10 protein-coding genes are annotated in these 12,674 nt (G+C 56.0%); 7 read left to right on the top strand and 3 right to left on the bottom strand.

What is annotated here, in order from left to right:
- The first annotated feature begins 108 nt into the window (after positions 1-108).
- Both AC2IAX_RS05935 and hisA read left to right on the top strand, forming a co-directional pair.
- On the top strand, positions 109-1,131 hold the full coding sequence (locus AC2IAX_RS05935) for a ribose-phosphate pyrophosphokinase (RefSeq protein ID WP_190356020.1): 1,023 nt from the start codon (positions 109-111) through the stop codon (positions 1,129-1,131).
- A gap of 436 nt (positions 1,132-1,567) precedes the next feature.
- On the top strand, positions 1,568-2,350 hold the full coding sequence (gene hisA, locus AC2IAX_RS05940; protein WP_494389755.1) for a 1-(5-phosphoribosyl)-5-[(5-phosphoribosylamino)methylideneamino]imidazole-4-carboxamide isomerase: 783 nt from the start codon (positions 1,568-1,570) through the stop codon (positions 2,348-2,350).
- A 100-nt stretch (positions 2,351-2,450) separates the two neighbouring features.
- Here the strand turns inward: hisA and AC2IAX_RS05945 are convergent, their stop codons facing one another.
- Together AC2IAX_RS05945 and cphA are read right to left on the bottom strand one after the other, a co-directional pair.
- Positions 2,451-3,770 (bottom strand): M16 family metallopeptidase, encoded by a 1,320-nt coding sequence (locus AC2IAX_RS05945; RefSeq protein WP_494389756.1) that lies wholly within the window; start codon positions 3,768-3,770, stop codon positions 2,451-2,453.
- A gap of 46 nt (positions 3,771-3,816) precedes the next feature.
- Positions 3,817-6,540 carry a cyanophycin synthetase gene (cphA, locus tag AC2IAX_RS05950; RefSeq protein ID WP_494389757.1) on the bottom strand — a complete coding sequence of 908 codons (2,724 nt, stop codon included), beginning with the start codon at positions 6,538-6,540 and terminating at the stop codon, positions 3,817-3,819.
- A 286-nt stretch (positions 6,541-6,826) separates the two neighbouring features.
- Between cphA and AC2IAX_RS05955 the strand changes: the two genes are divergently transcribed.
- The 3 genes from AC2IAX_RS05955 (at position 6,827) to AC2IAX_RS05965 (ending at position 8,830) form a co-directional block, all read left to right on the top strand.
- Positions 6,827-6,997 (top strand): hypothetical protein, encoded by a 171-nt coding sequence (locus tag AC2IAX_RS05955; RefSeq protein WP_494389758.1) that lies wholly within the window; start codon positions 6,827-6,829, stop codon positions 6,995-6,997.
- Between the two features lie 187 nt (positions 6,998-7,184).
- Positions 7,185-7,751, top strand: a complete 567-nt coding sequence (psbP, locus tag AC2IAX_RS05960) for a photosystem II reaction center PsbP (protein WP_190356022.1) — start codon at positions 7,185-7,187, stop codon at positions 7,749-7,751.
- Between the two features lie 419 nt (positions 7,752-8,170).
- Positions 8,171-8,830 carry a Maf family protein gene (locus AC2IAX_RS05965; protein WP_494389759.1) on the top strand — a complete coding sequence of 220 codons (660 nt, stop codon included), beginning with the start codon at positions 8,171-8,173 and terminating at the stop codon, positions 8,828-8,830.
- A 237-nt stretch (positions 8,831-9,067) separates the two neighbouring features.
- Here the strand turns inward: AC2IAX_RS05965 and AC2IAX_RS05970 are convergent, their stop codons facing one another.
- On the bottom strand, positions 9,068-9,262 hold the full coding sequence (locus AC2IAX_RS05970) for a hypothetical protein (RefSeq protein ID WP_494389760.1): 195 nt from the start codon (positions 9,260-9,262) through the stop codon (positions 9,068-9,070).
- A gap of 151 nt (positions 9,263-9,413) precedes the next feature.
- Here AC2IAX_RS05970 and AC2IAX_RS05975 point away from each other — a divergent pair, with 151 nt between their 5' ends.
- Positions 9,414-10,673: a sensor histidine kinase gene (locus AC2IAX_RS05975; RefSeq protein ID WP_494389761.1), complete on the top strand. Its 1,260-nt coding sequence runs from the start codon at positions 9,414-9,416 to the stop codon at positions 10,671-10,673.
- Between the two features lie 462 nt (positions 10,674-11,135).
- A complete protein-coding gene (locus tag AC2IAX_RS05980) occupies positions 11,136-12,659 on the top strand; it encodes a DnaJ domain-containing protein (protein WP_494389762.1) in 1,524 nt (507 codons plus the stop codon).
- The last annotated feature ends 15 nt before the right edge of the window (positions 12,660-12,674 follow it).

Below are 12,674 nucleotides of genomic sequence, written 5' to 3' on the forward strand. Positions count from 1 at the left end.
CTGGTCAAGCCTTGGCGACTACCCTTGGCGATCGGCTCACAACCACCCATGTCATTGAATGCGGGGACGCAAATCCAAAGAAAATTGGAAGGAAATGCTAAGATTGCCATGAACGCGCTTCGAGGGTCTGCCGTGATTTGCTCTGCGACTTCTCCGCTGCCGACTTCGCATCGCGAAGTGACGGAAAAGAGCCGACTTCGCATCTTCTCAGGATCGGCAAATGTCGCCTTGGCCGAAGAAGTTGCTGCATACCTGGGGTTACCGTTAGGACCAATGGTTCGCAAACGGTTCGCCGACGGTGAGCTTTATGTTCAAATTCAGGAGTCAATCCGGGGTTGTGATGTTTATCTGATCCAACCGGTTTGTCGCCCTGTGAATGACCATCTAATGGAATTGTTGATCATGGTGGATGCTTGCCGCCGGGCTTCGGCGCGCCAAGTCACCGCTGTGATTCCCTACTACGGCTACGCCAGGGCCGATCGCAAGACGGCCGGCCGGGAATCAATTACGGCCAAGCTGGTGGCGAACCTGGTGGTGAAATCCGGAGCCGATCGGGTGTTGGCCATGGACTTGCATTCAGCGCAAATTCAAGGCTATTTCGATATTCCGCTCGATCATGTTTTTGGTGCGCCAGTCCTGATCGACTACCTTGAAAGCAAGAACCTGTCGGATATTGTCGTGGTGTCGCCCGATGTGGGCGGGGTGGCGCGGGCCCGGGCCTTTGCGAAGCGCCTGAACGATGCGCCCCTGGCGATCATTGACAAGCGCCGCCAAATGCACAATGTGGCGGAAGTGCTGAATGTCATTGGTGATGTGAAGGGCAAAACGGCCGTTTTGGTAGATGACATCATCGACACAGGCGGCACGCTCACGGAAGGGGCCCGGATGCTGCGTCGGGAAGGGGCACGCCAGGTTTATGCCTGTGCCACCCATGCGGTGTTGTCTCCTCCGGCGATCGAGCGCTTGTCCAGTGGGTTATTTGAAGAGGTGATTGTCACCAACACGATTCCCATGATGGATCACCACCATTTTGACCAGCTCACGGTTTTATCGGTGGCGAATGTGCTGGGCGAAACCATTTGGCGCATCCACGAAGACACGTCAGTTAGCAGCATGTTTATCAATGACTAATATCCATGATTCAAGGATGCGCCTGCGGAGCTAGCCGATTGGGGCGAGTCAGGCTCATTGATGGATGGTGGAGGGAGCGAGTTCGTTCAGAAGGCGACTTCTGGCCATGGCTCCTGCAAGGACAAAATTCCTAAACATTGTCCTAAAACTCAAGGGTGACGGACGATCGACCGAGAAACCCAACGGGGGCGTTCACGGTCGATCGTTTGTTTTCGCTGGTTTTTCGGAATTGCCATTTGGGGCGATCGAGCGCAGTTAAGCGTAATTGGGTGCGATCTTGACCACCTGAAACTGTTGATTAACCCATGTTGATTAACCCATTTCGATGCAGGGGGCCATCCAAAACCTGGTTAATGCCCTATGTTGCGAATTACAGCCTTCAGGTAGATTGATTGGGGTTTCTGATTTTGTATTTTCTGAAGGATGAGGATTAGCCATGGATATTTTTCCGGCGATCGATCTGTTGGGTGGACGTTGTGTCCGGCTCTTTCAAGGTGACTATGATCGCGCGGAAACCTTTGGTGATGATCCGGTGATGGTTGCCCAGCGGTGGATGACGGCGGGGGCCAGTTGGTTGCACCTGGTTGACTTGGATGGGGCCAAAACGGGAGAACCCGTGAATCTCCAGGCGATCGCGGCCATTACCCAACAACTGGGCGATCACCCGATTCAAATCCAAGTGGGGGGCGGCATCCGCACCCGCGATCGCGCGGCCCGTCTGTTTGAGCTGGGGATCACCAGAGCAATTGTGGGAACCGTAGCCGTGGAGCAGCCGGAGGAAGTAGCCGCCTGGTGCGCTGAATTTCCTGGACGGATCGTGATTGGCATTGATGCCCGCAATGGCTGGGTTGCAACTCGGGGTTGGCTAGAAACCTCCGAAGTGCGGGCGGTGGAATTGGCCCAGCGCGTTCAGGACTGGGGCGCGGCGGCCATTGTTTACACGGATATTCACCGGGACGGCACTTTGGCGGGTCCCAACAAGGAAGCCCTGCGCGAACTGGCGGAAGGGGTTTCCATTCCCGTAATTGCCTCCGGGGGCATCAGTTCCGTCACCGATTTATTGGGGTTGCTGGCCCTGGAGCCGGTGGGAGTCACGGGGGCGATTGTGGGTCGTGCCCTCTACACCGGCAACGTGGATCTCAAGGAGGCCATCCAAGCTGTGGGCCCGGGGCGGATTCAAGACATCCCCCTGAATTTTGGTCAGGAGGCGATCGGGTAACTCAGTCGCCCGGCCGGCTTCGGAATCCACAGCGATCGAGGGCCCCAATCCGGGCTAGCGATCGCCCAACCATCGCCCAGCAGTCGCCCAATTCTCAGTCCTAACCCTGAGCAGCAGCGGGACGCAGAATCACCAACCCATAGGCTTGGGGATTCAAATATTGCTGGGCTGCCCGCTGCAAGTCTTCTGGGGTCAGGCAACGGACGGCATCGGGATATCGCAGGGCCGCATCCACATTGCCAACCAAGGTTTGGTAGTAGCCATAGAGGTTCGATCGATTCGCGGGGGTTTCATTGCCAAACACAAACCCATTAGCCACCCGCGCCCGCACCCGATCGACCTCCGCCATGCTCACCGGTTCCGAGCCGATACGCGCCATGTGATCTTGCAAGCGGGCTTCCAGCTCTGGCAAATGCTCCGGCTCACAATGGGCCGCCAAATAAAACGTGCCTTGAGCACGGTAGGTCAAATTGGTGGCCGAAACCTTGGACACCAATCGCCGCTCTTCCCGCAAGTCCCGCACCAGGCGCGAGGTGCGGCCATGGCCCAACACCGCCGCCAACACATCCAGCGGATAGGTTTCCCGCAAGTCCTGTAGCCCCGGAACGCGCCAGAGCATGATCAGGCGGGCCTGTTGCAACGATGGGTCAATAATTTCCCGGCGTTCAACGCGATCGAACGGCAACTCCGGAATCAACGATGGCGGGGCCACGGGCAAATCAGACCAATCCCGATCGCGCCAGGCCTCGTTGAAGCCAGTTTCCAAAATTTCAAATAACTGCTCCGGCGGTAAATTGCCCACCGCCACCGCTGTCACCGACTGAGGGCGATAGTGGCGATCATGGAAGTCGCGCATCTGCTGCACATCCAAGTGGGTAATCACTTCCGTGGGGCCCAACACCGGCCGGTTATAGGGCAAGGTCTCAAAGGCCAGATTCATCACCGCTTGGAAGGTGCGACGGCGGGGATTGTCTTGGCTGCGGCGGATTTCTTCGAGCACCACATGGCGCTCCCGGTCAAATTCCGCGGCCGGCAACTGGGGCCGCAAGGCCACGTCAAATTGCAAAGGAGCCAAGGCCGCAAAATCCTGGGGAGCAGCGGTCAGATAAAACTGGGTGTAGTCTTGGCTGGTGGCAGCGTTGGTGACCGCTCCGCAGGCTTCAATCCGCTGTTCAAATTCTCCGAGGGCGAGCCGATCGCTCCCTTTAAACACCATGTGCTCCAAAAAGTGGGCCATGCCATTAATGGATTCCGGTTCGATCACTGAACCAGCATTGACCCACAAACTGAGATTGACCGCCTCAACGGGCATCTGCTCCACAATCGCGAGTGCACCACAGTCTAACCGCCGAATTAACGGCCCAGTACGGACGGTTTCGATCGGCGGCAGGGCCGGGGCAAACAAGCTTGGCGACATCATTGGCTCAGCTCGCGGAAAGGTAGGATTTAGTTAGACCGCTATTAGCCTAGACCGATTTCACCTCACTGTGCTGGCTGGTGCGGTTACTAGCGGGATCGGCGATCGGGTTTTTGGGGGTGGGCGTTGTTTTCGTGGTCTCCAGGGGGCCGCGGGCCTCAATCAGGTCAATGGCGCGGCTGACACTTTCCGGGAAAACCACCACTAACCCACCATCCACCGCCCGATCGAGGGCCGTATTCACCGCCGTCGTTTCATCCAAGATGGTTTCAAACCGGCGAACCCGCGCCATCCCTTCCTGACGAGCGGCGGTGATGCCCGCTTCGATTTGGCGAGCGGCGCTGCCCCGGGCCCGGCCGCGATTGTCGTCATCTTCCTTGATCAGAATTTCATCGAACATTTGGGCCGCCAGCTTGCCCAGCAATTGAAAGTCCTCATCACGGCGATCGCCCGGGCCACCGACCACGCCCACCTTGGTACCGGGCCAGTTTTGGACAAACACGCCCACCGCTTCATAACCAGCGGGATTGTGAGCGTAGTCCACTAGGGCATGGTAGCGACCCAGATCAAACAGATTCATCCGCCCCGGAGTTTGCTTGGCACTGGAGGTAAAGGTCATCAGGGCCTGACGAATCGCCTCAATGCGCACCCCTTGGGCAAAGGCGGCCAAACTGGCGGCCAGGGCATTGGCAATTTGGAAGGCGGCCTTTCCGCCCAGGGTGAGGGGAATGTTTTCGGCTCGATCGATCCGCAGGGTCCAATCGCCTTTGAGAATCGAGAGGTAGCCGTTTTCATAAACAGCGGCCAAGCCTCCCTGTCGGGCATGTTCCCGCACGATCGGGTTCTCCGGGTTCATGGAGAAATAGGTGACCTGGGCCAACACATGCTCCGCCATGGCCGCCACCAGGGGATCATCCGCATTTAATACCGCATAGCCATCGGGGGCCGCGGCTTCCGCCACCACCGCTTTCACGCGGGCCATTTGCTCGATTGTGTCAATGTCCCCCAAGCCCAAATGGTCAGCGGCCACATTCAGCACCACACCCACATCGCAGCGATCGAACGCCAAGCCCGATCGCAAAATCCCCCCCCGAGCCGTTTCCAGAATGGCCACTTCCACGGTCGGATCTTGCAGAATCAAATTGGCACTTTGGGGGCCGGTGTTGTCCCCGGGTTCCACCATGTATTCCCCGATATAAGTGCCGTCCGTGGTCGTGTAGCCCACCACTTGTCCCGTTTGGCGATAGATATGGGCAATCAGGCGGGTGGTGGTGGTTTTGCCGTTAGTGCCGGTCACCGACACGATCGGCACATGGGCCGGCGACCCGGGCGGAAACAGCATATCCAGCACCGGTTCCGCCACGTTGCGGGGAATGCCTTCGCTGGGCTGCACATGCATCCGGAAGCCCGGCGCAGCGTTCACTTCAATCACCACACCTCCGTTTTCGCGCAGGGGGCGGGAAATATCGGGCGTAACAATATCAATCCCGGCAATATCCAAGCCAATGATCTTGACCACCCGTTGGGCTAACCAGACGTTTTCCGGGTGAATTTCGTCGGTGCGATCGATCGCAATGCCGCCGGTACTCAGGTTTGCCGTCCCTCGCAAATAGCAAATTTCACCCCGATCGAGCACAGTATCGAGGGTCAAGCTTTGCCGTTCCAGCATTTGCTCCAAAGGGCGATCGATCGTGATTTTGGTGAGCACATTATCGTGGCCACTGCCCCGACGCGGATCGCGATTGGTTTCGTCAATCAACGCCTGAATGGTCGATCGCCCATCCCCAATCACCCGAGCCGGTACGCGCTCCGCCACGGCCACCACCTGACCATTGACCACCAACACCCGGTGATCATTCCCCTTATAAAACCGCTCCACCAAAATCGTCTGGGACTTGGAGTCGGCCATGGCCATTTCATAGGCCTCTTCCGCCGCTTCCCAAGATTCAATATCCAGGGTGATCCCCCGGCCATGGTTACCGTCCAAGGGCTTAATCGCGATCGGATAGCCACCGACCTCCTCGATCGCGTCCTGTAGCTCGTCGAGGTATCGAACCGTTGTCCCCCGAGGAACCGGTACGCCCGCATCGGCCAAAACCCGCTTGGTGCCGTCCTTGTCACAGGCCAGCTCCACCGCCAAGATCCCCGTGCGATCGCTCAGGGTCGCTTGCACCCGCTTTTGGCGAACCCCATACCCCAACTGAATCAGGGAGCGTGCCGCCAACTGCCGCCAAGGGATTCCCCGCCGCTCTGCCTCGCGCACCAGGGATTCCGTACTGGGGCCAAGGGCTTCCTCTGCCCGAATTTCCTCCAGATCCTGCAAGTCTTGCTCCAGTTCGGCCAGGGGATAGCTGCCCGAGTCCACAATGCTGCGGCACAGACGCACGGCTGCTCGGGCCGCATACCGCCCGGCCCGCTCGTTTTCATACTCGATCGCCACCAAATAAACCCCCGGCTCCGAGGTTTCCCGCGTGCGCCCAAACCCCACGGGCATCTGCGTCAATTCCTGAAGTTCCAAGGCCACATGCTCCACGATGTGCCCCATCATCGTGCCTTCGCGCACCCGCTCCAGAAAACCACCCCGCTTGCCCCGCGAGCAGTGATGCTCCATTAAGCTGGGCAGGGCTTCCACCAGTCCTTCGTAGAACCCCGGAATCTCGTTGGAGGGGCGATCAGCCAAGTCCGCCAAATCCAAACGCAAAACGACAAGCTTATGGCGGCGAATGCTCCAATAATTGGGGCCGCGGAGCGTCTGGACTTTCAGGATCTTCATCGGAGGCAGTGTTGAGGAAGGTTCAAAAAGAACGGGGAGATGCGTGACCCAACCGTCATCTAACGAGTCAGCGACACCGAAGGATTAGCTTAGTCTCAGTGCTGACGATGATACTGAACTGTTCCTGAGGAACAATTTTTTCAGAATTCTTAGCTGTCAGGTTAGCCGCTTGGTTCACAAACAGCAACAGAGGCCAGGGGGAATGGACGGGGATTGATCGCCCCAAATGACCAAGGCGTTATCTAGTGGGACATAGACCCGATCGGCAAAGCCTTGGGGCCGCCCTGTGATCACGCCCTTGCGAGCCATGTTGGCGATCGAGCGGGTCTCCGAGTGGGGATCAAAAGAAATCTGGAAGAATGGGCGGCGTGATCCGGATTCGCCGGTTCCCGAGCTGGGTCTGGATCGGCCGGGGCCGGGGCGGTTTAAGATGAAATCGCGTTGGATTGCTCGCTAGCCACCCCGCTAGACGGCAGTTGAAATGATTAGTGATGCGGATCGTTGTGATTGTCGCGATCATAACGATGTTGTCGATCATCAACAATTTCACCAACAATTAATCATCCCGCGTGTCATCCCTCGTGATTGAGGACACAGCAGTCCTTCATGCTCCGTTTTGCAACGCCCGATCGAACTCGAAACCCATGCAATTTTCGTCCCTGAACCGCTCCACTTGGAAACGCCTCGCGATCGCGTTGTTGCTGACGGTTGTGGTGGCGCTGCAAGCCTGCGCCGCTCCGGCCAGCGGCTTGAAGGCCTACATTGATGCCACCAAAGGCTATCGATTCCTGTACCCGATCGGGTGGGTGGCCGTCAAAGTGGCCGGCGGGCCCGATGTGGTCTTCCATGACCTGATCCAAGAAACCGAAAACGTCAGCGTCGTGATCAACCCCGTTCCAAGCGGCAAAGCCCTGCCCGATTTGGGAACCCCCAGCGAAGTGGGTTATCGCCTCTCCAAGAGCGCGATCGCCCCGCCCGGCTCCGGACGCACCGCCGAACTGGTGAACGCCGAGTCCCGAGAAGCCAACGGCAAAACCTACTACTTGCTGGAATATGCCGTGAAGCTGCCTAACCAGGAACGCCACAACCTGGCCAGCGTTGCCGTCAGCCGTGGCCAGCTCTACACCTTGAACATTTCCGCCTCCGAAGGGCGTTGGGACAAGGTAAAAGACATGTTTGAAACGGTCGTTCGATCGTTCTCCGTGGACTAGGCAACTTGGCCTCAGCCGGGGCGACAACAACAACCAACGGGCGATCGACCACACTCAGTGGCAATCAGTTTGACAGTAATTTCACAGTAATTTCATGGTGATCAGGTCATTCATGGTGATCATCAGTGGCGATAGTGGCGATCAGTATCGGTGGCGAAGTGGCGATCGATCTCAATGGCAGTCAAATCAATGGCAGTCAACTGAATAACGACCGATCGATCACTACCGCGTCAATCATTTAGACAGGGCAATGGCAAGGCTGTTGCCCTGTTTCCTTGGTAGGGTCTGGGCAATCCTGACCAAGCCCAACCGCCACCCTTTCACCCGAACTTGCGCCGCTTCCTCATCCGTGGATTAACCCCTGATTCACCCTCGTCAACCCCATCTCCTAACCTTTCGATTACTAACTGACCAAGACTATGCCTAACCCCTTGCAATTGGTGTTAGCTTCCGCCTCTCCTGCTCGCCGCAAACTCCTCCAAATGGCGGGCATTTCTCCGATCGTTTGTCCCAGCGATTTCGATGAAGATTCCGTCACCGTTTTTGATCCAGGACAACTGGTGCAAGTGCTGGCCCAGGGCAAGGCACGGGTGATTGTCAATCGGCTGCGGCAGGAACCGGCCCTGCGGCAGTCCCTGTTGGGATCCCCTGAACTGGGCAGCTCGATCGTGGTTTTGGGTTGCGATTCCGTGCTGTTGGTGAATGGGGAAGTCTATGGCAAACCCGACTCACCGGCCGAGGCCATGGAGCGCTGGCAACAAATGCGGGGAAAAATTGGTGATCTGTACACGGGCCATGTGCTGATTGATTTGGCGAGCGATCGGGAGTTGATCCAGTCCGCCACCACCCGTGTTCATTTCGCAACCCCCACCGATGCCGAAATTGCGGCCTACATCGCCACGGGCGAACCCATGCAATGCGCCGGGTGTTTTGCCCTCGAAGGGCGCGGCGGTCTGTTTGTGGAGAAAATCGAAGGCTGCCACATGAATGTAATTGGCCTCAGCCTGCCGCTCTTGCGCCGCATGTTAGGGGAGTTGGGATACGACATAACGCAACTTTGGCAAACCCCAGCCTTCTAAAGACAAACTGGAATCACTGGCGGCTGCGCCGGCCCCTGAAATGGGGGTCGGCTTGGGTCTGGGGCCTGTTGTGCCAGATTCATATCCAATCCAGATCCAGTCCATACCCAGTCAATTTTCATCCATTCCAGCAACCCGCTCCAGAATTTCAGCCTGAAATTCAGCCTCAGTGGTGGATCTTGGTATTCAGGCGCATTTTTAGCCTTTCTGTTGCTCAATCCCCTGGTGACACGGGAGCTAAGGGCGGTACGATTGGAATTTAGGGGCAACAAGCATCAACTTTTCCGTTTTGATCGACATCACCGGCCGGCGATCAAAACGGAAAAATCGCGACCTATCCAAACCAACTTCGTGCAAAGCAAACAGAGCCGGATTGGTCATTTTGTTTAATGGTGCGGGAGTTTCTGCCAGCGTTGCGATCGGGATTTTCACGACTGTTTTGCAGCGCTTCAACTGGTCTGAATCCCCCCAGCAAGTTGATAATTAAAATCTGGCATTTACGGAAGCGAAGTTTCGATGTTTAGGTGGATGGGGTTGCATCGCCAGCCATCGATCGCCGCCGACGAGGTTTAAGCATGTGTTCATGAATTTTTCCAATTCGGCCAGTGTGCCCAATCGCCCACCCACGGCTTCCGGCTCCAACCACGAATCGGTTCCTTCCGAGTCACAGTCTCTGATTGTGGCGCTGGTTGGAGGCCATGAAACTTCAGAGCGCCCGATTTGGGAATCTCTGATTCAGGAGTCTGGCCATGTGTTGTTCGATCACTGGACGATCGACTCTTTAGCTCAATTGCGCTCCCAAACGGATCCACCCCTGCGTGAGCTGGCTAAGGTGGAGCTGTTGGTGCTGTTGGTGATGCCGGAAACGGTGAAACCGATGCTGGCACTAGTGGATTGGCTATATCGCCAATCGGGGCTGCCCTCTTTGGTGGTGGTGATGCGTCCCCTGCCCTCCTCGATCGCGCCGTTGGTTTCAGCCCTCACCCATGGCGGCATTTGGGGCGTGGTGGACTTGCCTTGGACTCCCGAGCAAGGGCGGGCCATGCTCGATGCGGTGAGCAGCCGATGCTTAGCCGATCGCGAAGCCCGGCGCTGTCAGGTGTCGTTGGAGCAGCAATTGATCGATCGCAACCAACTGGCCGCGATCGCCCTCCACGACTCCCGCAGCGCGATCGGAGCCATTCAATCCTATGCCCAACTCATGGATCGGTTTTGGGATCATTGGCCCGCCGAACAACAGCGAGCCTACCTGAAACGGATCGGCTGTTTAGCGGAAAAAACCCTTTCGGAATTTAACGATCTCACGGTCTTAATTGAGGCTGATTCCGGTCGATTGCGGTTTGAACCTGCTTGGCTAGATGTCTCTGCCTTGCTGAGGGAAGTGGTCGATCGTTGCCAACAAATTGCACCCGCCCTGTGCCACATCACAATCCACGATCGCCTAGATCATTCTCAAATTTGGGCCGATGCTCGCCTATTTCGGCTGATTACCAATAACCTCTTGGACAATGCCGTCAAATATTCACCGGATGGCGGCGCGATCGAGGTCTTTCTATCGCAACAAAGTAACTTCCTACTCTTGCAGGTTCGCGACCATGGCATCGGCATTTGCAGCGCCGATCAGGAACGGATTTTTCAACAATTTACTAGAGGATCCAACGTCGCTGACATCCCCGGCACTGGATTGGGTTTAGCCATCATTTCCCAATGCGTTCAATTGCATCACGGCAAAATTGAACTCGATAGCGAGTTACAGCAAGGCAGCATGTTCACCGTTTGGCTACCCATGATTGCACTAGGTTCCACCAATCATCACGCTGCTTCTGGCTTTGCGGATGGCTAGCCCACGCTTTCCGTTTCAACCCAAGTTCGTTGTAAATTTTGCAAGTGCTCGTTTTCAATTTTGCCAATGCTTGATGAATGCAAGTCATTAGCACCAGTATCCAAATCCCAAAAGTTGTTGCCTTTTAACTACATTTTCTCTGGTTGATTATTCAAGCTCTTACAAGCCAGAGAATTTTCAAAATCAAGTTCAAAGGCAACGACTTTAGAGGATAGTTCGAGAAGAAGTATGGTCAAGATTATAAGCCAGTTCAACCATAATTAGGTAGCAATATATTGACAGTTTTAATGATTGGCTTGATCGAAAATTAATCGAATTTAATTGATCAGTACCATGATTTCACTGAATCTTTACTAGCTGATCAGGTTAGGCATTCAGGCCAGTTGATGGAAGTTCCTTGAATACTTGAAGTTGATTGATAATCGCCTTACGATCATCAACACCAGATGAGGTGATCACTGCGTGTCTCAACTGACTCTAACTCAGTGCTATCAATTGCTAGAAGTTCAGGCTGATGCATCAATCGAAGCAGTTAAGTTAGCCTATCGCCAATTAGCCAAAGTTTGGCATCCCGATCGATTTGTTGAGGATCCGGAGCTATGCAAGATCGCAGAAGCAAAGCTCAAGCAAATTAATGCGGCTTATCAGCAAATTAGGGAGCACCTGACCCAAATCGGCACTCAACCCGTAACCAACCAGCCTCCACAAGCGCCATCACCCGCCACAGCCCAAGGCACAACAGCCAGGGCTAATCGTGTTCGGGTCTCATCCCGGCCTGGGCCTGCGCGATCGCCTGCTCAAATTTTTTATGGCTATGCGATCGACTGCATGGCCCGAGGGAGCTACACGGCGGCCCAGAACTATTTGAACGATGCCATTCGCCTAGAGCCGGACTATTTAGCAGCCTATGAGTTGCGCTATGAGGTGGCCAAACGCAAGGGGTCTGATTATCTGGCTCGACAAGATTGGCAAAAAATTCAGGAACTGCAACGAAATCAAAAGGCACGCCAAAAATCTAGTGCTCGCCCTCCTGCACCACCGGCCACCAACACCCCCGAATCCATGGTGGATCGCTTCAGCACCGTTCGTGGGCCAATCTTGACCCATCAGGGCCCAGTTATCGCCATGGACTTGGAAGCTTCGGGATTACGGCTAGGAACGATCGGCCATGATCGATGGCTGCAAGTACAGGGCCTTGATGCTGCGGCAAACGGGTCACAATCACGGCAATTTGAGGCAGAACTAACGGCACTGGCGGTGAGTCGGGATGGGTATCTGTGGGCGATCGGCTCCGCCAATGGTGTGATTTGGATTTGGGATGGTCGGCGGCAACGGGTGGGGGCAACACTGGATGAACGGTGGTTAAACTTTGGGGCCGGGATTAACGCTTTGAGGTTTGCACCTGACGGGTTTGGATTGTGGAGTGTTGATACCCAAGGAACAATTTGCCATTGGGACTTGAAAGCGGGGCGATCAACCTTGCGATGGTCAGCCATCGAGCTACAGCGATCTTCGGAAGTACCCGCACCACAGGGATCTGACTTGAACGCTGTAATTAGTGCCTGCGGTCGAGCGGCATTATTGGGCGGGCAGTCCTGCGGGCTACAGTTGCTGGATTTACAACAGTCCAAAATTCAGCGGCGATGGTCACTCTCACAACCGGTGAATGCTTTGGCCTGGAGTCCCGATCGACGGGCGATCGCCCTAGCCCAAGGAGCGACGATTCAACTATCCCTGGCCTCCCCCAAACCCACTACCCGATTGTTACAGGGCCATCAAGGGCCAGTGCGAGCGATCGCGTTTGCTCCCCACAGCACTTGGTTCCTCAGCACGGGGGATGATTGCACACTTCAGTTTTGGAACCTATCGACCGATCGCCCGCTAAAAACCCTGAGCCTGCCAGCGCCTGGCCGGGCGGTGGTCACCGATGGCAAACGGATCTTCTGTGGCCTGGAAACAGGAGCTGTCATGCTGATTGGAGAGTAGTAGCACAGCAGGCTT

Source organism: Limnothrix sp. HT2024 (assembly GCF_059138625.1).